At 64.8% G+C, this 18,995-nt stretch carries 26 protein-coding genes; 8 read left to right on the top strand and 18 right to left on the bottom strand.

Annotated features, from left to right (window positions below; all coding sequences use genetic code 11):
* Window positions 1–125 precede the first annotated feature (125 nt).
* The 17 genes from BP38_RS0107585 to BP38_RS19620 form a co-directional block, all read right to left on the bottom strand.
* The gene (locus tag BP38_RS0107585; protein WP_051609107.1) at window positions 126–1,013 is read right to left on the bottom strand and encodes an N-acyl homoserine lactonase family protein; all 888 of its coding nucleotides are present in this window, start codon (window positions 1,011–1,013) and stop codon (window positions 126–128) included.
* 206 nt (window positions 1,014–1,219) lie between these two features.
* Complete coding sequence (locus BP38_RS0107590) at window positions 1,220–2,464, bottom strand: alpha/beta fold hydrolase (protein ID WP_035724225.1); 1,245 nt, start codon at window positions 2,462–2,464, stop codon at window positions 1,220–1,222.
* 49 nt (window positions 2,465–2,513) lie between these two features.
* The gene (locus tag BP38_RS0107595; RefSeq protein WP_026987237.1) at window positions 2,514–2,804 is read right to left on the bottom strand and encodes a type II toxin-antitoxin system RelE/ParE family toxin; all 291 of its coding nucleotides are present in this window, start codon (window positions 2,802–2,804) and stop codon (window positions 2,514–2,516) included.
* 1 nt (window position 2,805) lies between these two features.
* On the bottom strand, window positions 2,806–3,051 hold the full coding sequence (locus tag BP38_RS0107600; protein WP_022728629.1) for a type II toxin-antitoxin system ParD family antitoxin: 246 nt from the start codon (window positions 3,049–3,051) through the stop codon (window positions 2,806–2,808).
* 138 nt (window positions 3,052–3,189) lie between these two features.
* Complete coding sequence (locus tag BP38_RS0107605; RefSeq protein ID WP_026987238.1) at window positions 3,190–4,098, bottom strand: NAD(P)-dependent oxidoreductase; 909 nt, start codon at window positions 4,096–4,098, stop codon at window positions 3,190–3,192.
* Entirely contained in the window at window positions 4,095–4,490 is a 396-nt protein-coding gene (locus tag BP38_RS0107610) for a carboxymuconolactone decarboxylase family protein (protein WP_026987239.1), read from the bottom strand. Before BP38_RS0107610 ends, BP38_RS0107605 begins: the two co-directional genes overlap by 4 nt.
* Before the next feature lie 8 nt (window positions 4,491–4,498).
* The gene (locus BP38_RS19610; protein ID WP_051609108.1) at window positions 4,499–5,206 is read right to left on the bottom strand and encodes a GntR family transcriptional regulator; all 708 of its coding nucleotides are present in this window, start codon (window positions 5,204–5,206) and stop codon (window positions 4,499–4,501) included.
* A gap of 156 nt (window positions 5,207–5,362) precedes the next feature.
* Complete coding sequence (locus BP38_RS0107620) at window positions 5,363–5,740, bottom strand: carboxymuconolactone decarboxylase family protein (protein WP_026987240.1); 378 nt, start codon at window positions 5,738–5,740, stop codon at window positions 5,363–5,365.
* 103 nt (window positions 5,741–5,843) lie between these two features.
* Window positions 5,844–7,073 carry an ABC transporter substrate-binding protein gene (locus tag BP38_RS0107625; RefSeq protein ID WP_026987241.1) on the bottom strand — a complete coding sequence of 410 codons (1,230 nt, stop codon included), beginning with the start codon at window positions 7,071–7,073 and terminating at the stop codon, window positions 5,844–5,846.
* Between the two features lie 33 nt (window positions 7,074–7,106).
* Complete coding sequence (locus BP38_RS0107630; RefSeq protein ID WP_026987242.1) at window positions 7,107–7,814, bottom strand: ABC transporter ATP-binding protein; 708 nt, start codon at window positions 7,812–7,814, stop codon at window positions 7,107–7,109.
* A complete protein-coding gene (locus BP38_RS0107635) occupies window positions 7,807–9,582 on the bottom strand; it encodes a branched-chain amino acid ABC transporter ATP-binding protein/permease (protein WP_155992297.1) in 1,776 nt (591 codons plus the stop codon). The genes BP38_RS0107630 and BP38_RS0107635 overlap by 8 nt, the downstream gene beginning before the upstream one ends.
* On the bottom strand, window positions 9,582–10,544 hold the full coding sequence (locus BP38_RS0107640; protein ID WP_211250262.1) for a branched-chain amino acid ABC transporter permease: 963 nt from the start codon (window positions 10,542–10,544) through the stop codon (window positions 9,582–9,584). Before BP38_RS0107640 ends, BP38_RS0107635 begins: the two co-directional genes overlap by 1 nt.
* Entirely contained in the window at window positions 10,537–11,955 is a 1,419-nt protein-coding gene (locus tag BP38_RS19615; protein ID WP_155992299.1) for an MmgE/PrpD family protein, read from the bottom strand. Before BP38_RS19615 ends, BP38_RS0107640 begins: the two co-directional genes overlap by 8 nt.
* Window positions 11,936–12,829 carry an NAD(P)-dependent oxidoreductase gene (locus BP38_RS0107650; RefSeq protein ID WP_026987245.1) on the bottom strand — a complete coding sequence of 298 codons (894 nt, stop codon included), beginning with the start codon at window positions 12,827–12,829 and terminating at the stop codon, window positions 11,936–11,938. Before BP38_RS0107650 ends, BP38_RS19615 begins: the two co-directional genes overlap by 20 nt.
* Before the next feature lie 67 nt (window positions 12,830–12,896).
* Window positions 12,897–13,646: an SDR family NAD(P)-dependent oxidoreductase gene (locus tag BP38_RS0107655; protein ID WP_026987246.1), complete on the bottom strand. Its 750-nt coding sequence runs from the start codon at window positions 13,644–13,646 to the stop codon at window positions 12,897–12,899.
* 162 nt (window positions 13,647–13,808) lie between these two features.
* Entirely contained in the window at window positions 13,809–14,006 is a 198-nt protein-coding gene (locus BP38_RS0107660) for an SHOCT domain-containing protein (protein ID WP_026987247.1), read from the bottom strand.
* A 115-nt stretch (window positions 14,007–14,121) separates the two neighbouring features.
* Entirely contained in the window at window positions 14,122–14,715 is a 594-nt protein-coding gene (locus tag BP38_RS19620; RefSeq protein ID WP_035724229.1) for an exopolysaccharide biosynthesis protein, read from the bottom strand.
* 150 nt (window positions 14,716–14,865) lie between these two features.
* On the opposite strand from BP38_RS19620, the gene BP38_RS0107670 reads away from it, so the two are divergent.
* The 8 genes from BP38_RS0107670 to BP38_RS0107705 all read left to right on the top strand — a co-directional run bounded on the left by BP38_RS0107670 (window position 14,866) and on the right by BP38_RS0107705 (window position 18,080).
* Window positions 14,866–15,243, top strand: a complete 378-nt coding sequence (locus BP38_RS0107670; RefSeq protein WP_026987248.1) for a DUF6152 family protein — start codon at window positions 14,866–14,868, stop codon at window positions 15,241–15,243.
* A 30-nt stretch (window positions 15,244–15,273) separates the two neighbouring features.
* Window positions 15,274–15,696 carry a hypothetical protein gene (locus BP38_RS19625; protein WP_051609109.1) on the top strand — a complete coding sequence of 141 codons (423 nt, stop codon included), beginning with the start codon at window positions 15,274–15,276 and terminating at the stop codon, window positions 15,694–15,696.
* A gap of 146 nt (window positions 15,697–15,842) precedes the next feature.
* Entirely contained in the window at window positions 15,843–16,199 is a 357-nt protein-coding gene (locus BP38_RS0107680) for a toxin-antitoxin system TumE family protein (RefSeq protein WP_026987249.1), read from the top strand.
* Window positions 16,196–16,570 carry an HVO_A0114 family putative DNA-binding protein gene (locus BP38_RS0107685; protein WP_026987250.1) on the top strand — a complete coding sequence of 125 codons (375 nt, stop codon included), beginning with the start codon at window positions 16,196–16,198 and terminating at the stop codon, window positions 16,568–16,570. Before BP38_RS0107680 ends, BP38_RS0107685 begins: the two co-directional genes overlap by 4 nt.
* Window positions 16,570–16,797 (top strand): GDCCVxC domain-containing (seleno)protein, encoded by a 228-nt coding sequence (locus tag BP38_RS0107690; protein WP_026987251.1) that lies wholly within the window; start codon window positions 16,570–16,572, stop codon window positions 16,795–16,797. Before BP38_RS0107685 ends, BP38_RS0107690 begins: the two co-directional genes overlap by 1 nt.
* 96 nt (window positions 16,798–16,893) lie before the next feature.
* On the top strand, window positions 16,894–17,280 hold the full coding sequence (locus BP38_RS0107695; RefSeq protein ID WP_026987252.1) for a RidA family protein: 387 nt from the start codon (window positions 16,894–16,896) through the stop codon (window positions 17,278–17,280).
* Between the two features lie 25 nt (window positions 17,281–17,305).
* Window positions 17,306–17,707 (top strand): cupin domain-containing protein, encoded by a 402-nt coding sequence (locus BP38_RS0107700; RefSeq protein ID WP_026987253.1) that lies wholly within the window; start codon window positions 17,306–17,308, stop codon window positions 17,705–17,707.
* A gap of 7 nt (window positions 17,708–17,714) precedes the next feature.
* Window positions 17,715–18,080, top strand: a complete 366-nt coding sequence (locus tag BP38_RS0107705; RefSeq protein ID WP_026987254.1) for a DUF488 domain-containing protein — start codon at window positions 17,715–17,717, stop codon at window positions 18,078–18,080.
* Window positions 18,081–18,138: 58 nt separating this feature from the next.
* Here the strand turns inward: BP38_RS0107705 and BP38_RS0107710 are convergent, their stop codons facing one another.
* A complete protein-coding gene (locus BP38_RS0107710) occupies window positions 18,139–18,945 on the bottom strand; it encodes an NAD(P)H-dependent oxidoreductase (protein ID WP_051609110.1) in 807 nt (268 codons plus the stop codon).
* Between the last annotated feature and the right edge of the window lie 50 nt (window positions 18,946–18,995).

The raw sequence follows: 18,995 nt of genomic DNA on the forward strand, positions 1-18,995 counted from the left end.
GGTCCTGAGGGGGCCGCCGAAGGTGGCGTCTCGAAGGGGGTCATTTCATTTCACCATGACGCTAGGTTTTGGGCCAAAACGCCTACCCTGAGTCTTTACGAGGGGGCCCTCGGCACCAACGACGCCTACAGCGTCCAAACCTTGCTTAACGGCGATTCCCCCAGCGGCTCGGCGGACAGCTCTATGGTCTCCTCCGCCACGGTGGGGTAGAGCTCCTGCACCAGGGGATCGTGGCCGGGGATGACCAGGTCGGGGCGGTCGTGGATCTCGCCCTTGGCGTCGCGCACCTGGGCCAGTTCGCGCATGCGCTCGTAGGCTGCCAGTGTGGCGGGGATGTTCACCACCACCGGGAAGGGGTTGCGCCAGACCATCTGGTCGAAGAAGTGCGCCACGTCCGAGGCCAGGATCAGCTTGCCGCGCGCCGTCTCGACGCTGACCGCCTGCATGCCGGCGGTGTGGCCGCCGGCCAGGTGGGCGCCGATGCCGGGCGCGATCTCGCCGTCGCCGTGCAGGAAGCGCACCCGCTCGGCGAAATTGTAGGTGACCAGGTGGCAGACGTCCTCTGGCTCGAAGGGGGCGCGGCAGACGGGGTGGCGCATGTCCGGCCCGGTGGCAAAGGCGACCTCGCTGCGCTGGACGTGGAAGCGCGCGTTGGGGAAGCGGTCCAGGTTGCCGGCATGGTCGTAGTGCAGGTGGGTAACCACCACTTCGTCCACACGCTCGGCCGAGAGGCCCAGACGCTCAAGCGCCGCCGCCGGACAGCCCAGGAAGTTGCGCCCGCGCTTGTCCGCCGCCGCCTGGTTGAAGCCGGTGTCCACCATGACGATGCGGCCGCGGCCGACGATCACCCAGACGAAATAGTCGATGACCCGCCCGCCCTCATGCGGGTCGATCACCTCGGGGTGCGGCTCCAGCACGAAGTGGTGCGGATCGCGCCGCAGGGTGGCATAGCGGATGGCGAAGACGCGGTAGGTCTCGGCGTTGATGTCGGGTTTGTTATCGGGGGTGGTCATGGGTGTTTACTCGCTATGGTCTGGGTCTGTGCCGGTGCTTCGAGGCATTGACTGGCGTCAATGCACCTCAGCAGCATGAGGGATCTTTCTAGCGGGCCGCTTCCCCCCTATCCTCACCCTGAGGCGCGGAGCGAAGCGGAGCCTCGAAGGGGCCTGGCAGTGGCGGTGGTTCTGGCCTGTCCATCCTCATTGTCAAAGCCACCTTCCTACACCGCCCGGCCGGTCATGTCCCGCAGGGCCTGGAGCAGGTGGGGGCGGAAGGCCTGGGGGTGCTCCTGCATGGGGAAGTGGCCCAGGTCGGGCATTTCGCGCATGATCGCCTGGTCGATCAGGGCGGCGAGCGCACGGGTGCTCTCGGGTGGGCTGGAGTAGTCGTACTCTCCGGTCAGCAGGGTGACCGGCACGCCGTTGCCGTCCAGGCGTGCGGCCACGGCCTGTCCGTCGTATTCCTCGCTGTAGAAGGTCAGGTCGCCGTCATAGATGCCCGGGCGCGCCTGGGCATAGCATCCGCAGGCCTCGTCGCGGTAACGCTGGGGACTGGCCGGTGCCAGCAGGGCGCGGACGTAGGAGGGATTGTGCCGCGCGCTGTCCACCGCGGCATGGCAGAGATAGGGCGAGCGGCGGCCCGGCGCCTGCAAGGGTGCCTCCAGCGCGATGGCGCCGGACAGCAGCTCGGGGTGTTCGGCCGCCAGCACCAGCGCCATGGAGGCGCCCATGGAGCAGCCGATGACGATGGGTTTCTGCTGCTTGTAGGTTGGGGCCACTACCTGGCTCAGGAAGGCGGCCGAGACGCCGCGGTAGAAATCCTGGGTCAGCACGCCGGGCGGCCCGGCCTGCGCCGGCGGCGAGCCGCCGTGGGCCGGCAGGTCGAAGGCATGGAGGGCAAAGGCCTCGCCCAGGGCCGTATCGCCCAGCTGGTGCAGGTACTGCCGTGCGTCGGCCCCGGCGGTGTGCAGGAAGACCAGCGGCGGTCCTTCTGGCGTGCCGGCCTGCAGCGCATGGATCGGCAGCTTTTGGTCATCGTGGTCGACCTGGTGATAGTGCCCGCGGATGCGCGTGAGGTCGCGGTCAAAATCGGGTTCCGGGCTGTCCCAGGGCGCGTCGGGGCGTGTCAGCTCGAAGAGCCGCTCCAGCGCCGCCAGGGTCTGGGCCTGGACCAGCGGATCGCCCTGGATGGCAAAGGCGGGGTTCTGGCGCAGGACGGCGCCGAAGGACTGCCAGCCCGGTGGCTGCCGCCGACCGTCCAGAAGCGCGGTCCAGGTTTCGGACTCGGCGGTGATGGTGATCTCGGGCACGGCGCCATAGGCCGGCGGCGCGCCCAGGGGCAGGGTCCGGGCGGTCTCGCCGCTTCGGCAGACCAGGCGTGTGGCCAGGCCCCTGGCGGCAAAGGCCAGGTCCGGGTCCCTTGCCGCGCGTTCGTGCCAGGCGGCGATCAGGGCGTCAGCGGTCATGAGCTGCTCCTGCCGCCGGTATCACAAGGAAATGGCCGATTGCACGACATCAGGACAACAGCTCTTCCCAATCCTGGCGGCCGTCCAGGACACGAAGTACCAAGACATCGTCCTGTCGCACTTGATAGACAATCAAATGGGCTTGGTGGGCGTGGATGCGGATAGTGGGCCGGAATTCATAGCGTTCCCTGGCGATCATGGGCTGCTCCGAGAGCAGACGCAGGGTCGCCATGAGGTCGCTGTGATAGCGCTCGGCCTGGTGAACCCCGAATTCCCGGACGCCGTAAAGATATATACCGATAATATCTTCATCGGCTTTCCGGCTCGTTCGAAGCTGCATGTCAGTGATCGGTTCCAGCTTGGCGCCGGGCTTGGGCCAGAAGGTCGTCCAGGCTGTTGGAACTGACGCCGCTGTTCACGCCCTCGTCGATCAGCTGTTGCAGCTCGGCCAAACGGGCTTGCCGATCCTGGTCGCGCCGGATCAGGTCGCGGACGTAGTCGCTGGCATTGCCGTAGCGGCCGCTCTTCGACTGGGACTCCACCCAGGCCTTCATCTGTTCGGGCAGGGAAATATTCATTGTCGCCATTGCCGATCCTCCATAACGGAGAGAATGGCATCCTTTGGCAAAGATTGGCAAGATCTGGATGCCGATACCCCTGTCCCGGTGCTTCGATGCGCTGCGTTGTGGCAGCGCATCTCGGTATGAAGTGTTGCAAAGCCTCCCTCATCCCTCCTTCGGCTCCGACAGGCGGGCGATTTCGGTGTGGTCGGCGTCGGCGGGCAGCTGGGCGCGGGCCTGGTTCCAGAGCTTCACGCTGGTCTCCAGCGTGGGGGTGTCCAGGCCCAGTTCGGCGGCCAGGTCGGACGCGGTGCCCAGGTCCTTGGCCATGAGGGAGAGCGCGAAACCCGAGCCGTAGTCGTGGTTCAGGATATACTGGGCCAGCTTGTTCTCGGTCGAATTGTTGCGCCCGGTCGAGGCATTCAGGATGTCGGTCATGCGCTGCCCCTCGATGCCGAAGCGCTTGGCGATGTTCACCGCCTCGCAGGCGGCGGCCAGGCCGGCGGCGGAGACGAAGTTGTTGAGCGCCTTGGCGGCGTGGCCGGCGCCCAGGGGGCCGGCCTCCAGCAGGCTGCCCATGGCCTCCAGCACCGGACGGACGCGGGCCACCTGGGCCGGATCGCCGCCGGCCATGATGGCCAGCTTGCCCGTGCGCGCCCGCGGCACGCCGCCGGAGACCGGGGCGTCCACCAGGGCGATGCCGTGCTCGGCCAGCTTGTCGCCCAGGGCCACGGTGCGCAGCGGCGCCGAGGAGGACATGTCGACCACCACGGCGCCGGGCTCCAGACCCGAGATCAGGCCGGGGCTGTCGGCGTTGCCCAGCACGGCGGCCTCGACCACCGGTGAGTCGGGCAGCATGGTGATTACCAGCTGGCACCCGCCGGGCAGCTCGGCCAGGCTGTCGACGGCCGTGCCGCCGGTGGCCTGGGCCACCTGTAGCCGGCGATCACTGTCGATGTCGAACAGACGCAAGGCATGACCCGCCCGGGCCAGGCATTCGCACATGGGCGCACCCATGTTGCCCAATCCTACAAAGCCTATGGGGCCGGAAATGGGGCCAGTGGACTCGCTCATTCCTTGCCCTCTTCCTTATCGACCTGGTCGAGGACCTCGCGGGCGTTGCGGAAGGCGTCAATGGCCGCCGGGACACCGCAGTAGATGGCGGTGTGCAGCAGGATCTCGCGAATCTCCTCGCGCGACAGGCCGTTGTTGAGGGCACCGCGCACGTGCAGCTTCAGCTCGTGCGGGCGGTTCAGCGCGGTGATCATGGACAGGTTGATGATGGAGCGGGTGCGCCGGTCCAGTGTCTCGCGGCCCCAGATGGCGCCCCAGCAGGTGCTGGTGACGAACTCCTGCAGGTCGCGGTTGAAGTCGTCGGCGTTGGCGATGGACTTGTCGACGTACTCCGCGCCCAGCACCTCGCGGCGGATTTTCAGGCCCTTGTCGTAGAGATCCCCGTAATCCATGACTGTTGCTACTCCTCTTTCTGTTGATCCGGCATCTCGCCGGAAGACGACGCAGGGAACTGCGCCAGGATGACGTCTGTGGCGCGCCGCACGTGATCCTCGGCGGCTTCGCGTGCGGCGGTGGCATCGCCGGCCTTGATGGCGTCGATGATGCGATCGATCTCTCTCAGGGTTTCGGGATAGCGCCCGGCGACCGAGAGGGAGAGGCGGCGCAGCTGGCTGACCCGGTTGTTCAACTGGACCAGGAACTGGCCCACCACCCGGTTGTCGGCGCCCTCGATCAGGGTCTCATAGAAGCGGTTCTTGACCTCCACCCGCTCGCCGGCGCGGCTCTCGTCGGCCAGATCGTGCAACTCGGCGGTGATGTCATAGAGGCGCTGGCGCTGCGCGGGGCTGGCGTTGCGGGCGAAGTCCTCTGCGGCCAGGCCTTCGAGCACACCGCGCACGCGATAGATCTCCTCGGCTTGGCGTTGGTCGATGCTTGCCACCACGGGGCCGCGGTGCGGGATGTTGACCACCAGATCCTCGGCGGCAAGCTGCTGCATGGCCTCGCGCAGCAGGCCGCGGCTGACCCCGAAGGCCTCGCACAGCCGGCTCTCGGGCAGACGCTCGCCCGGGGCGAAGCGGCCCTCCAGGATCGCCAGGCGCAGCTGTTCCACCAGCTTGCCACGCAGAGACAGCGGCGCGCGTTCGATCTTCAGGTCATCGAGTGACATTCCGTTATCCCGTAAAAGCTGTATGAATTACCTTGGGGTATCATCGCCTTAAGCCAATCAAATTCCAAAAACCAGCGCAAACGTCTCTGATATCGATATATTATTGTTAGCAATTCAATGACCTGGAACGCTCGGGGACAAAGGGAAGGGGGCCGCTCAGCCCCCTTCTTCCTTGAATATCTCCTGGGCCGAACGGAAGGAGTCCACGCCCGCAGGCACGCCACAGTAAATGGCAACCTGCAGGAAGATCTCGCGGATTTCCGCCTTGGTCACGCCGTTCCGCAGAGCGCCGCGGATGTGCATCTTCAATTCATGCGGCCGGTTGAGCGCAGACAGCATGGCCAGATTCAACATGCTGCGTGTCTTGTGCGGCAGTTCCTCGCGCCCCCAGACGGCGCCCCAGCAGTATTCGGTAACAAGTTCCTGCATGGGCTTGTTGAACTCGTCGGCCGAAGAAATCGACCTTTCGACGAATTCCTTTCCCAGGACCGACTTGCGGATTTCGAGACCGCGATCAAAAGTATCCTTGTCCATTTCTGACCTCTTCTTTCATCGGGAGTACAGCCACGGGATTGTGACCAGCCACTTCCGGCGGGGAAATGCGGCCGGGCAGCTGCTGCCCGGCCGCAAGACAGGTTCAATCAGTCGGCCACTTTGCCTCGGAGATGGCCAGGTCTTCCGGGAAGACCGTGACGGGCACGCCGTCCTGCCACTGGATGATGGTCAGGCTGGCCCCCTCACGGCGACCCTGCTCGTCGAAGCTGCGCGTGCCGCCGGGATAGTACTCGGCGGGGCCGCCCTCCAGGTTGCGCAGGGCTTCGCCAACGGCTTCGCGATCGCGGGCGCAGGCGTCCTCGAGCGCGTCCTTGAACAGCCACATGTCGCCATAAGTGGAAATCGCATTCTGGGTCATCCAGGGCTCGCCATACTCCTCGCGGAGCCGTTCGATCAGCTCTTCCTGTCCCTTGACGCCCCAGTTGGCGACGGCCGACAACACACCTTCCAGAAGTTCAGGCTCCATGGTGTTCAGCACCTCAGGCTCGGCGATGGCGATGCCGAAGGAGATGGTCGGCACGTCGACCCGGAATTCCTGCATTTTCTCGAGGATGAGGTTGGCATCCGAGATGACCGTGGGCAGGAAGAACAGCAGGTCGGGCTCGCTGGTACGGATGCGCTGCACCAGCGAGGTGGCGTCAGTGAGCGGCGGCGTGAAGATCTCTTCGGAGACCAGTTCCAGGCCCACATCCTCCAGCAGGCCGTCCTTCATGCGATCGACGGATGAGATGGAGGCGGCCGTGTCGTCAGTGATGATGGCCACGGTCTCGGGCCGTTCGCCGGTCTGGTCCTCGGCCAGGTCCATGATGATGGGCAGGGCGATCTCGGCCTGGGCACCGGCCGACGCGGCGGTCTGGAATACGTTATCGAACCCGCGTTCGGTGATCAGGTCGGAGTAGGACAGCGTCAGGACCGGCAGGTTGGCCCGCTCGGTCACTTCCGTCACAGCGAGTGTGAAGGAACTGAGGTAGGAGCCGGTTGCGCCCACCAGGTCCGGATAGTCGGCCACCATGCGCTTTGCGGCGTTGGTTGCTTTCTCGACAGTATCACCGGAATCGATTTCCACGAGTTCCAGCGGGGCGCCATCGAGACAGGAAATCCCGCCGGCCGCGTTGACGTCCTCGATCCCCATCTCGGCCCCCATCAGCATGACTTCGCCGGGGCGGGCATAGTTCCCGGACAAGGGTGCAATCAGGCCGATCTGTACCGGCTCGGGATCGCCGTTGTCCTGGGCGGTGGCCGCGAACGGCACCGCGGCGGCAGCAACGGCCAGCGCCGTTCCTCCCACCAGTAATGTCTTGAACGATTTCATGATATTTCCTCCCTATCTTTGTTTTCTGGGCACTCACATGCCCAGGTACGCCTGCCGAATACGATCATCGGCTTGCAGCGTCTCGCTCGTGCCTTCCAGCACGACACGACCCGTTTCCAGGACATAGCCCCGGTCGGCGGATTGCAGGGCTTCGGCCACGCGTTGCTCCACCAGCAGGATCGTCAGGTGGGTGTCACGGCGGATTTCCATCAGCTTGTCGAAGACGAAGTCAGCGATGGTCGGCGCTAGGCCCATTGAGGGTTCGTCGAGCATCAGCAGCTTAGGCGAGGAGGCCAGGCCGCGGCCGATGGCCAGCATCTGCTGCTCGCCGCCCGAGAGGGTGCCGGCATACTGCTGCGTGCGCTCCTTCAGGATGGGCAGCCAGGTGTAGATGCGCTCAAGGTTGTCTTTCCAGTTGCGTTGGCCGGCGTCGGTGATGGCGCCCATCTCCAGATTCTCCAGCACCGTCAGGGAGGGAAACAGCTGGCGGCCTTCGGGCACGTGGGCGATCCCCAGGTGTGCCCGGGCGGCCGGCGCCACCTTCAGAAGGTCCTGTCCCTCGAAAGTGATGGAGCCCTTGCTGGCTGCGACGATGCCCGAGATGGTCTTGAACAGGGTGCTCTTGCCGGCCCCGTTGGGTCCGACAATGGAGATGAACTGGCCGGCCTCCACCTGGATCGAGATGTCGTGGAGGACATCGATTTCCGAATAACCGGCGCTCAGGTTGCGGATCTCAAGCATGAGCACTCCACTTCTTGCCAAGATAAGCCTCGATCACCTTTTCGTTGTGGATCACCTCCTGGGGTGGTCCCTCAACGATGAGTTCCCCGTGGTCCAGCACCAGGAAACGGTCGACCAGCTGCACCATGGCCTGCATGGTGTGTTCGATGATGATGATGGTCTTGCCGGTTTCGGCCAGCTTGCGGATCACGTTGACGACATCCTGCGACTCCTCCGAACCCAGGCCGGCGAGCGTTTCGTCAAGCAACAGGATCTCCGGCTGGCCCGCCAGCGCGCGCGCCAGCTCCATCAGGCGCAGGTCCTTGGTGGTGATGCTGCCGGCGATGTGCTGGCTGATGTCCTGCAGGTTGACCAGCTCGAGGGCTTCACGGGTGATCTGCTCGGCCTCATCCTCGCTGGCGGCGTGCACGTAGGCGCCCACCTTGACGTTGTCGTGCACGCTCATGCGCTTGAACGGGCGCATGATCTGAAAGGTGCGCCCGACGCCGGCGCGGCAGAGCTCGTACGGCTTTCGGCGGACCAGGTCCTCGCCGTTGACGAGCACATGGCCTCCATCCGGCATCTGGAAGCCGTTCAACAGGTTGAACAATGTGGTCTTGCCGGCGCCGTTGGGGCCGATGATGCCGAGGATCATGCCCTTGTTGACCTGGAAACTGACGTTCTGCACGGCCTTCAGCCCGCCGAAGCTCTTGGAGATGTCCTGCACCTTCAGCACGATTTCCTCGGAGAGTTCGCGCGCAGGCCGTTCGACGGGCGTGACTGGAGCCGAAGGTTCCGCCGCCGCGCTCTCCTGGACTGCGGTGGGCAATGCGTCCTTGCCCTTCCGCTTCTGCAGATGATCCCGGATCTTCCAGTAGATGCCCTCGGGCGCCAGGATGATCAGCCCGATGATTGCCAGTCCGTAGACCACACCCTGGATGCCGGGAAGGAACGAGCCGAGCTCGGCATGCAGCGTCTCGGCCACGGGGATCAGGAAGGCGGCGCCGATGATCGGCCCCCAGACCGAGGCCACGCCGCCGAACATGGCCACCGTCAGAGCCTGGGCCGAAACCAGCATCCCGAAGACGCTGAGCGGGGTGATGACGAGAATGAGGACGGCATAGAAAGAGCCCACCGCACCGGCGATCGCCCCGCTGACCGCGATGGAGCGCAGCTTCCAGGCCAGTGTGTTGATGCCTGCGGCCTCGGCGGCGGATTCGTTTTGCTTGATGGCGATGAGCGACATGCCGAAGCGCGTGCGCTCTACATGGCGGGTCACCAGGACGACGATCCCCAGCAGGATCATGGCCAGGACAGTGTAGACCCGCCCTTCAGAGAACTGCATGTAGTAGGCAGCCCCCTCCTCGACCCGCGGAACGCTGATCTCCGGATAGCCCAGCCATTGGAAGATGTAGAGTAGGGTCAGGGGGTAGGCCAGCATGGACAGGGCGAAATAGTGGCCGCGCAGCCGGAAGGTCGGCAGGCCGATCAGCACCCCGGCCAGGGCGCCGATCCCCGCGGCAACCGGCAGCATGATCCAGGGCGATATGCCGAGATGCACCTGGGCCAGCACCGTGGCGAAGGCCCCCAGGCCGAAGAAGGAGGCATGGCCGAAGGAGACGAGCCCCGTATAGCCGCTCAGCATGTTCCAGCTGAGCCCGAAGGTGGCCCAGACCAGCACCAGCGTCATGATGAGCTGGTAGTAGGAGTTGGTGACGAACATCGCCAGGGCCAGGTAACCCACGGCAAAGAACAGGAACGGACGGAGGGAACGAAGGGTTTCCAGCATCAGGTACGCTCCACGCTGCGGCCGAAGAAGCCCTGGGGCCTGAGGATCACGATCAGCAGGAAGATCACGAAGATGGTCGCGTTCTGCAGCTGTGTGGGCAGGATGATGGTCGAGAACTGCTGTATCAGTCCGATGGTCATGCCGCCCCAGAAGGCGCCGATCACGCTGCCGATTCCGCCCAGGACGACGCCGGCGTACATGAGCACTACGTACTCGAGTCCGACGAAGGGATGGAAGGGGTAGTTGGTGGTCAGCAGCCCGCCGGCCATGGCGGTGATCATGGTGCCGAGCGCGAAGGCGGTCCGATAGGAGCGGTCCACGTCATTACCCACGTAGATCGAGGCCTGGGGATTGTCGGCGGCGGCCCTGAGGGATTTGCCGAGGCGCGACGTCTTGAGCACGTACCAGAGGCCGACTACAACAGCGGCGGAGATGACCGCCGATACGATCCGTGCCTTGTTCAGGAACAGCAGGACGCCATCTCCCCACAACGGCCCCAGGACCCAGGCTGAACTCGACAGCGGGGTGTCGACCGAAACCAGTTCCGGTCCGAACAGGATCATGGCGCCGTTGTGCATGACGAGGGCGATGCCGAGGGTCAGGACAAGCTGCGCGTAATGTCCCTCAGCCTCCATGCCTGTCGTGCGGATGCCGGTCACCTGGCTGATCAGGAAGCGATGGATGGCCCACCCGAACAGGTACAGCAGAGGGGCCATTGCGACCACGGCGATATAGGGACTGACCGTGTTTCCCACCAGGGCCTGGATGCCGAAGACGATCAGGAAGAAGTACACGGCGTACATGCCCAGCATCATGAAATCGCCTTGGGCGAAGTTGATGACACGCATGATGCCGAAGATCAGCGAGAGGCCGGCGCACATCAGTCCGTAGATGGCGCCAACGAAGAGACCGGCCGCCAGGGCCTGCAGCACGGTCTCGATCAGGATCTGGGTCTCAGTCATCTGTCTTGTTGTCTCCCTGTACTGACCCGCATTGGCTTATGATGGCGGAGGAGTCCGCCTGGCCGCCCAGCTGCCTGACCCGGGTCAGGATGTCGCTTGCGGCCGCCTGTCCCAGAACCGTCCCGGCGGCCTTCAGGAAGCGCTGTTCGATCAACTCGGCGTCGGCGAAGGCGACGTCGTCCATCTCGTGCGCGAAGCGGTGTCCGTCCCCGGACACCAGGGTCACGCGCGCGGCCTGCCGGGCCGGGAAGGCCCGGGTGAAGGCCTCATCCTCGCGGAAGCTGAGGCCGTCGATCAGGCGTGCGATCCCGGGATCGTCCAGCCGGGCGTAGTTCTCTTCCTCGATGGCGCCGCAGGCCAGCGTGGCCGCCACGCCATAGGCGATGCTCATCTTGGCCTGCAGCGGGCGGCTGAACGGCCCCTGGGCGGTACAGCCCGGATAGTTCAGTGCGGCCTCGTAGGTATCCACCTCGACCGCGGCGATGTCCTCCGGCGACAATCCGGATTTCCGCAGCGCGGCCAGAGCCGCCTGGCAGGCCGACTGGGCAAAGTTGCAGGCGGGTACCTGCTTGTTGAAGACCGTGAGGATTTCCGCCGGCCCTTCGGGGAACAGCTGTACGCGTTCAGGAGCCTGCGTACGTCCATAGGCGGCGAAGAAGCCGGCGGGTCCCTCCAGGATGCTGGGCGAGCCCCAGGCGCCGGCCTGGGCCAGGCGCAGCGCACGCAGGGCATTACGTGCCACGAAGCCCGGATGAAAATACATCTCGTCGGCGCCGTGGCGCGGCCATTCGTTGAGACCGCCGCAGGTGTTGGCCGCCAGGGCCAGGGCGCTGCAGGTCGTCGCTTCGTCCAGGTCGAGGGCGACGGCCCCCGCCAGCGCCGCCGCGAAGGGGCCGACGAGGCCCGTGGGGCGATAGAGGCGCGCCAGTTCGGGCGTCATCACGGCGCGGCCGAGTCGGCCGCCGACCTCGTAGCCCAGGATGGCGGCGCGCAGCAGACGCTCTCCGTCGATGCGCCGGGTCTCGGCCAGGCCGAGCAGTGTGGGCCAGACCACCACGCCCAGATGGGCGATGGCGGCGGCGTGCATGTCCTCGCGCACCAGCCCGTGGCCGGCCACGCCGTTGGCGAAGGCGGCGTCCTCCAGGGATGTATGTTTGGCGGAGCCGATGATGGTGGCCCCGTCCTCGATCTCCGGGGCCAGCGCGGCGGCCTGCCGGCTCCAGGGCAGAGGGCTGGCCTCCAGCGCGCAGGCCAGGAAGTCGACGAGGCACAGCCGCGCCTTCTCGTCCACGGCGCCTTCGAAGCGGCTGGCCTCGGCGGCAAAAGCTGCGGAAACGAGATCCTGCAGCATCGCGGGACTGGCGTCTGCGGCAGCGAGCGTCGTCATCGCCTCAGCCCCGGATCTCGACATCGGCCCATTCCTCCATCAGGCGGGCGATGCAGGTGAAGTCGGAGTCGGCGCCGTATTTCGCCTGGGTGATCGCCAGCATCTCGCGCACGAAGGCGCCGCCCAGCATGGGCACGCCCAGCGTCTCGGATTCGTCGATGCACATGCGCACGTCCTTGTAGGATAACCCGGTGGCAAAGCCGAAATCGAAGGTGCCCGGCAGGATGGCCTTGGGAAACTTGTCCTGGGTCGCGCTGTTGCGGCCCGAGGAGACGTTGATGGTGTCGATCATCACCTTGGGGTCGATGCCCGCCTTGACCCCCATGGCCAGCGCCTCGGAACTGAGCACTAGAGCGCCGGCGGCCAGCATGTTGTTGGCCAGCTTCAGGACCTGGGCCAGACCGGGTTTGTCTCCCACATGAAAGATCTTGCCGAAATTCTGCACGAGGGGTTCGACCCGCTCGAAGGTTGCCTGGGGGCAGGAGACCATGACTGCCAGCGTGCCGTTGGTGGCGCCCGCCACGCCGCCGCTGACCGGTGAGTCGACCCACTGCTTGCCGGCAGTTGCCAAGCCCTCCGCCACCCGTGTCGCCGTGCTCGGTCCGGTGGTGGAGACGTCGATCAGGATCTGCGCCCGTTCTCCTTTGACAATACCGTCCTTGCCCAAGGCGGTTTCCTCGACGATTGGCGGGGTGGGCAGGCTGGTCAGGACGATGTCACTGCGCTCCGCTACCTCACGGGGCGAGCCGGCGGATTCCGCCCCTTCGCCGACCAGACGGTCGATGGCCTGCTGGGAGACGTCGTGGACGACCACCTGGTAACCGGCCTTCAGAAGTCGTGTGGACATGGGGCCGCCCATACGGCCAAGTCCGATGAAACCGATGGCGTTCTGACTCATATGCTCCCCCAGATATCAGGAAAGGGTCGACATGCCCGCAATGGTGCCCCTCAGGGCCCGCTAGCGGTCAGGGCCCCGTGATGGTCATTCCGGCGTCCACCTTCAGGGTGATTCCCGTCACGCTGACGCTGTCGTCCGAAGCCAGATAGATGGCTGCCTTGCCAACCTCCTCTGCGGTGGTCAGGCGCTTCAGCGGCGATTTCTGCTTGCGGCTTTCCCAGCCAGCTTCGTCGATCACCGAACTGGCGCCGGGAGTCACCACGGAGCCGGGCGCAACGGCGTTCACGCGGATGCCGAAGGGCCCCAACTCGCCGGCCTGCTGGCGCGTCAGGGCGTCCATGCCGCCCTTGATCGAGGTATAGACCGAGGCATTGGGAATCATCATGGAAACGGCGATGGACGACAGGTTGATGATGCTGCCACCGCCACTGGCCTTCAGGTGCGGCGTGGCCGCCTGGAACGACCAGAAGACGCCCTTCAGGCCGATGTCGATCATGCTATCGATGATTTCGGGATCGAATGTCTCAAGCGGCGAATAGTGAAAGCGGACCGCATTGTTCACCAGGATATCAAGGCCGCCGGCCTCGTTGGCGAAGCGATCAATCGCGGCAAAAACCTGCTCGCGCGAGGACACGTCGCAGCGTGCGGTGACGACGTCGAGGTCCCCGGCGGCCTGTTGGGCCTCTGCCAGAAGATCCTCGTTGATGTCGAGAATGCAAACCTTGGCGCCCTCACTCGCAAAGGCAAAGGCGATGGCGCGGCCGAGCCCGCCGGCCGCACCCGTAACGACGGCCCGTTTTCCGGATAAACGTCCCATTTGTCCTCCCTGTCTTGCCTGGCGGCAAGCTTCGTTACCTTGTTAGCAGGTATTATTGTTAGACAATATCACACGCAAACAGTCTTTCAATAGACAAAATGGTTGCTTGTTCCGAGCCGGAAAACATCGGTGTCATAGAGAAAGAGAGGAGGGAGGAGCGCGCTAGCCGCGCAGGCGATGCAGGCGCTTTTCAAACTCCGCCGCGTTGATCTCGCCGCGATCGAGGCGGGCGCGCAGGAGCGTTTCGGCTTGAGCATGCGTGGCTGGCCGGCCGCCGAGGATGAAGCCGAAGGCGCGCAGGATCAGCACTGCACCCAGCAGCTGAACGCCGATGTAGAGCAGCGTTATCACCAGTGCCATGATCCAGTCATCTCTGCTGTCTGACCCTTTGAAAGGGACGAATAGGCGAATCTGCCACAGAGCAGGCGCTGCACACTAGTCCGGCGAAAGAGGACGCGGGGCGCGATTCAGCTACCTACAGCACCCCGGTGACCAGGGCGAGGCCGCCGCCCAGAGCTATGGCCAGGCCAACCAGCGCGATGGCGCCGTCCTGCAGGATGACGGAGAGGCCGAAGGCGCCGATGGCGAGCCAGACGATGACGGCGGCGAAGGGCACGACCTCCAGCGGTGGAACGGTGAGCGCCACCAGGATGCAACAAAGCGCCGCCACTTTCAGGCCCGGCCCGCTGATCAGGTGGGTCAGGCGGGGCCGGGCGATGGCGTCGACCCGGCGGGCCATGGGGCGCAGGCGTTCCAGGAAAGCGGACAACTTCTCCTGCTCCACCGAACGGCGCAGGATGAAATTCGGCAACCAGAGGTGCTTCTGATTCACCAGCAGTTGCCCGGCAACGGCGATGGTGCAGAAGGCAAACAGCGTCGGCACGCCGGGGATGCCGCCCAGGGGCGACATGGCGATCAGCGCGATCAGCAGCAGCAAGGGCCCGAAGGAGCGGTAGCCCACCGCGTCCATAAGCTCGTCCACGGAGACCTGCTGCGCAGAGCCGCTACCGGCTGTCTCCATGCGTTCGAGCATCTCCTGCAGGCTGCTAGGCTGGCTGTTCGCGGGCATGACAGAGTCCAGGACGGGGTGGAACACCTCCGCGGAACCTATCGGGGCCGCTTTTGCCGGGCAAGAGGGACGGCGGTTCCGGCACTTGTGCAGATGTCGTGGCGCTCCAGATTCAGGAGTCTGGCGCATTCATGCAGGAAAGGACCTGTCATGCCCGTACGTCTACCCATCATGGCCGCCGTTGTGGCCTTCGCCCTCACTGCCTTCACGGCCCTGTCCGCCCTGGCCCATCACGGCTGGAGCTGGGCGGAGGAGGAGAATTCCGAGCTCACCGGCGTGGTCGAAAGCACCAGCCTGGGCAACCCCCACGGCACCGTTACCCTGATGGTCGACGGCGCGGCCTGGGAGATCGAGGTCGGCCAGCCTTGGCGCAACGAACGCGCGGGTTTGAGCGAAGAGAACCTGTCCAAGGGCACCGAGATCACCGTCCAGGGCCACCGCTCCAGGGCTGCCAACGAGCGGCGGCTCAAGGCCGAACGCGTGATCATCGATGGCAAGCTGCACGATCTCTATCCCGGCCGCGACTGACGGCGGGCCGTCCTTGCGCCGGGGCCCGTCGTGCTGACCACGTTGCTCGAACTGCTGCGCGACAGCGGCCCCGCCGTCTTCCTGCGCGGCGGGCGGTGGAGCTATGGGCTGGTCAACGGCGCCCACATTCTGGGCTTGGCCCTGCTGGTGGGCGCGATCCTGCCACTGGACCTGCGCCTGGCCGGACTGTGGCGCAGCGAACCGGCGGAGCGCCTGACGCGCGTGCTGTTGCCGGTGGCGATGACCGGCCTGGCTATGGCCGTAGCGACGGGCCTGCTGCTGTTTTCGGTGCGCCCCTTCGAATACCTGACCAACCCCTTCTTTCCGGCCAAACTGGCCCTGGTGGCGCTGGCCGTCGCCAACGCCCTCTGGCTGCGCCTTTCGCCCGCCTGGCGAGCCCTGCACGAAAACGGCCGCGTGCCCTGTCGCCTGGCCGCGGCCGGCGTGGTCTAGCTCCTCCTCTGGATCGCCGCCCTGTTCTGCGGCCGCCTGATCGCGTTCGTATAATATGCAATTGAAATTTTATGTATTTTTGGGAATAGCACCTTATAGTTGCTCCAGAATTCTTATGGAAAGTTATCATAAAGTGATAATATAAAGTGACGATAGAGCATGATTCCACACTGGATACACTTCTGGAGCTTGATGGAACGGTTTTTGTTTTAGACCCGGAGGGTATCTATAAGGTTCGCTTCAGAGTGACCCGTATTCGACCGGGTCCGGAGAAGCCGCATGGTCTGGATTATTCCCTCACGCTTCACGGTAAGAATGGGGAAAGGATTGCCGGCTTCGACAACGCCCACCCTGTCGAACGGCAAAAGCGAGGAGAGCCAATGGATCACCGCCATCGGTTCAGGACCGTCAGACCGTATGAGTACCAGGATGCGGCCACGCTTCTGGAGGATTTCTGGGTGCTGGTAGACTCCGTGCTCAAGGAGGAAGGAGTGTTGTCATGACGACGTTAAGGATCGGTATCGCCAGCTATGAGGAAATGAAGGCGCGGAGTTTGGCGATTGCGCGCGGCGAGGTGAAGCCCGGGCCCGAGGAACCGAAGGTGTGGTTCACCTCCACGGAGTCCTTCGCGAAGCTGCTGTCGTCGGGCAACAGGGACCTGCTGAAGATCATTGCCGAGACGTCTCCTGGCTCGCTCGAAGAGCTATCGGTGCTAACGGGGCGGGCCAAATCCAACCTGTCCCGAACACTCAAGACACTGGAGGGCTATGGCCTGATCCGGATAGAGCGTGGTCCAAGAGGGCGTGTCATGCCGCGCGTTACGGCGGACAGGCTGGAGTTGGACCTGCCATTGGTCGAGAAGGAGGCGGGGTGATGCCTGCTGCGGAGGCATTCCAGCGCTTTTCCACACTGAGCTGTCCGCTGTGTGGGCATGCGTCGCGCGATGAGATGCCGACCGACGCCTGTCAGTACTTCTATGACTGCAAGGGTTGCGGCGCCGTGCTGAAGCCCCTGCCGGGGGACTGCTGCGTCTACTGCTCCTACGGCGATGTGAAATGCCCGCCAGTGCAGCTTGGCGACGGCTGCTGTCAGGACTCCTGAGATCACTTTGACATCAGGCGGACAGGTGGGCCAACTTGCTCACTGGGCAGGAAATGCGCAAGGTTGTAGACTCTTCCGGACAGCAAGGAGGAGACGATGACGTTCAGCAATCCAGAGGGTATGGCGGCGCCGCTTGCGCATTATTCCCACGTGGCCGAGGTGCCGGCCGGCGCGCGCTGGCTGGTGATTTCCGGCCAGGTGGGCGTGCGACCCGACGGCAGCATTGCCGAGGGCATCACGGAGCAGAGCGAGTGGACCTGGAGCAACCTTGTAACCTGTCTGCAGGCGGCCGGCATGGGTGTAACGGACATCGTCAAGATCGGTCATTTCCTGGTCCATCCGGCGGATTTTCCCGCCTATGCCGAGGTGCGCAGCGGCTATCTGGGCGACCACAAGCCGGCCTCGACCCTGCTCTATGTGCAGGGCCTGGTGAAACCGGAGCTGAGGGTCGAGGTGGAGGTCACCGCGGCCCGGGCGGACTGAACGGCAGAGGCAGGGGAGACGCGGCATGAGCAAGGCGGAGATCCAGACTCAACCCATCCATCTGGGCCGCGGCGGGACGGCCTCGCTGGAGCCGGCCTTTACCGGCGAAATGCAGTGGTACGCGGACTACATCGAGCGACATGCAGCCGATGGCGCTGAGGGGCGCCTGGTGGCATTGCACAGTTTCACCGAGCCTTGGAGCAGTTGGGAAGTGCATCCCAACGGCAGCGAGGTGGTGCTCTGCATCAGCGGCACGATGACCCTGCATCAGGAAGCCCCCGACGGCAGTCTTTCCAGCGTGACGCTGAACGCCGGCGACTACGCCATCAACGCGCCCGGCGTCTGGCACACCGCCGATGTGGAGGCGGAGGCCACGGCGCTATTCATCACACCTGGCCTGGGCACGGAGCACCGGCCGCGGAGGTAGGGTCGGCATGACCCTCTCCATTCGCCTGAAGCGCGCCCAGGACGATCCGGCCGACAATGACGGCACGCGGGTGCTGGTGGATCGCGTCTGGCCGCGCGGCATCTCGAAGGACAGGCTGAAGCTGGATCGCTGGCTGAAGGAGGTGGCGCCCAGCAAGGAACTGCGCCAGTGGTTCGGGCACGATCCCGAGAAGTGGGCGGAGATGCAGCGCCGCTATCGCGCCGAACTGGAAGGCGGCGAACAGCGCCAGGCCTTCGAGGAACTGAAGGAGCTGGCCCGCCAGGGGCGCGTCACGCTGGTCTTCGCCGCCCGTGAGCGCGCGCACAACCAGGCGGTCATCCTGAAGCAGCTGCTGGAAGAAGAGCGTGCTTAGAGTGGGGTCGAATGACTCAACGAATCGCAGAAAAGTTCCCGGTTGTTCATGATTGTCCTCAGGGCTGGGCACGGATGAAGTAGTCGTAGCCCTTGATGCCGGGCTTGAGACGTCCGCTCTCGTCCCAGTCGTCCCAGTCAGCGAAGCGGAGCGGCTGGGCGGTTTCCAGGCGGCGCAGCCGTGCGGCCCAGGCTTGGCGTGTGTCCTCCAGATGGGCCCGGAAGCCGGCCGCGTCCTGATAGGCATAGCCGTTGCCATGAATGCCGTGGGCGCGGAAGGCGGGTAGAACCGTGAATCCCATGTAATGCAGCGAGTAATGCAGCGGCCAGAGCAGCAGCTCGATGTCGCCGCCGCGCCCGTTGTGGGCAAAGGTCTCGGCCGGCCCACCGGTGGTCACCGAGACCAGGGAGCGCCGACCACGGAAATAGCCGCGATTGTAGCGCATGGACGAGGTGTAGAGGCCGCCGTTGACGAAGACGCGGTCCATCCAGCCCTTCAGGATCGCCGGCTGGGCATGCCACCAGAGAGGAAACTGGAAAACCACCAGATTGGCGCGCTCCAGGCGGTCGATCTCGCGCTGGACCTCAGGGGGCAGGCTTTCCTGTTCGTAGGCTCGGCGCTGTTCGGCCAGCGGTTCGAAGACCTGGCGGTCGGTGCGCTCGGGATAGTGGGCCGGTCTCTCGGCGGGGTCGAACCCTTCGCCGTAGAGGTCCGAGACCTCCACCGCATAGCCCTGCTCCTTCAGGGTCGTGACGGCGGTGTCCTTCAGCGTGCCGTTGAAGGATTGCGGTTCCGGGTGGGCGAAGACCACCAGAGCGTGGGAATGGCGCGCGCGGGGGTGTGGTTTGCTTGTATCCCGAGGCATGGGGGAAACTCCTCTGCAGGTCGTTGACTTTCCTGCGGACCATGTAATCC

This window comes from Fodinicurvata fenggangensis DSM 21160 (assembly GCF_000686045.1).
In the GTDB taxonomy this organism is placed as follows: domain Bacteria; phylum Pseudomonadota; class Alphaproteobacteria; order Kiloniellales; family DSM-21159; genus Fodinicurvata; species Fodinicurvata fenggangensis.

What these genes read in the sequence shown, in the direction of transcription:
- BP38_RS0107650 (WP_026987245.1), bottom strand. Translation starts at nt 12,829, where the DNA reads ATGAGTCAGAACGCCATCGGTTTCATCGGACTTGGCCGTATGGGCGGC.
- BP38_RS0107670 (WP_026987248.1), top strand. Translation starts at nt 14,866, where the DNA reads ATGCCCGTACGTCTACCCATCATGGCCGCCGTTGTGGCCTTCGCCCTC.
- BP38_RS0107605 (WP_026987238.1), bottom strand. Translation starts at nt 4,098, where the DNA reads ATGAGCGAGTCCACTGGCCCCATTTCCGGCCCCATAGGCTTTGTAGGA.
- BP38_RS0107690 (WP_026987251.1), top strand. Translation starts at nt 16,570, where the DNA reads ATGCCTGCTGCGGAGGCATTCCAGCGCTTTTCCACACTGAGCTGTCCG.
- BP38_RS19615 (WP_155992299.1), bottom strand. Translation starts at nt 11,955, where the DNA reads ATGTCGAGATCCGGGGCTGAGGCGATGACGACGCTCGCTGCCGCAGAC.
- BP38_RS19610 (WP_051609108.1), bottom strand. Translation starts at nt 5,206, where the DNA reads ATGTCACTCGATGACCTGAAGATCGAACGCGCGCCGCTGTCTCTGCGT.
- BP38_RS0107655 (WP_026987246.1), bottom strand. Translation starts at nt 13,646, where the DNA reads ATGGGACGTTTATCCGGAAAACGGGCCGTCGTTACGGGTGCGGCCGGC.
- BP38_RS0107705 (WP_026987254.1), top strand. Translation starts at nt 17,715, where the DNA reads ATGACCCTCTCCATTCGCCTGAAGCGCGCCCAGGACGATCCGGCCGAC.
- BP38_RS0107600 (WP_022728629.1), bottom strand. Translation starts at nt 3,051, where the DNA reads ATGGCGACAATGAATATTTCCCTGCCCGAACAGATGAAGGCCTGGGTG.
- BP38_RS0107640 (WP_211250262.1), bottom strand. Translation starts at nt 10,544, where the DNA reads ATGACTGAGACCCAGATCCTGATCGAGACCGTGCTGCAGGCCCTGGCG.
- BP38_RS0107620 (WP_026987240.1), bottom strand. Translation starts at nt 5,740, where the DNA reads ATGGACAAGGATACTTTTGATCGCGGTCTCGAAATCCGCAAGTCGGTC.
- BP38_RS0107695 (WP_026987252.1), top strand. Translation starts at nt 16,894, where the DNA reads ATGACGTTCAGCAATCCAGAGGGTATGGCGGCGCCGCTTGCGCATTAT.
- BP38_RS0107585 (WP_051609107.1), bottom strand. Translation starts at nt 1,013, where the DNA reads ATGACCACCCCCGATAACAAACCCGACATCAACGCCGAGACCTACCGC.
- BP38_RS0107700 (WP_026987253.1), top strand. Translation starts at nt 17,306, where the DNA reads ATGAGCAAGGCGGAGATCCAGACTCAACCCATCCATCTGGGCCGCGGC.
- BP38_RS0107635 (WP_155992297.1), bottom strand. Translation starts at nt 9,582, where the DNA reads ATGCTGGAAACCCTTCGTTCCCTCCGTCCGTTCCTGTTCTTTGCCGTG.
- BP38_RS0107625 (WP_026987241.1), bottom strand. Translation starts at nt 7,073, where the DNA reads ATGAAATCGTTCAAGACATTACTGGTGGGAGGAACGGCGCTGGCCGTT.
- BP38_RS19620 (WP_035724229.1), bottom strand. Translation starts at nt 14,715, where the DNA reads ATGCCCGCGAACAGCCAGCCTAGCAGCCTGCAGGAGATGCTCGAACGC.
- BP38_RS0107630 (WP_026987242.1), bottom strand. Translation starts at nt 7,814, where the DNA reads ATGCTTGAGATCCGCAACCTGAGCGCCGGTTATTCGGAAATCGATGTC.
- BP38_RS0107610 (WP_026987239.1), bottom strand. Translation starts at nt 4,490, where the DNA reads ATGGATTACGGGGATCTCTACGACAAGGGCCTGAAAATCCGCCGCGAG.
- BP38_RS0107595 (WP_026987237.1), bottom strand. Translation starts at nt 2,804, where the DNA reads ATGCAGCTTCGAACGAGCCGGAAAGCCGATGAAGATATTATCGGTATA.
- BP38_RS0107710 (WP_051609110.1), bottom strand. Translation starts at nt 18,945, where the DNA reads ATGCCTCGGGATACAAGCAAACCACACCCCCGCGCGCGCCATTCCCAC.
- BP38_RS0107590 (WP_035724225.1), bottom strand. Translation starts at nt 2,464, where the DNA reads ATGACCGCTGACGCCCTGATCGCCGCCTGGCACGAACGCGCGGCAAGG.
- BP38_RS0107685 (WP_026987250.1), top strand. Translation starts at nt 16,196, where the DNA reads ATGACGACGTTAAGGATCGGTATCGCCAGCTATGAGGAAATGAAGGCG.
- BP38_RS0107660 (WP_026987247.1), bottom strand. Translation starts at nt 14,006, where the DNA reads ATGGCACTGGTGATAACGCTGCTCTACATCGGCGTTCAGCTGCTGGGT.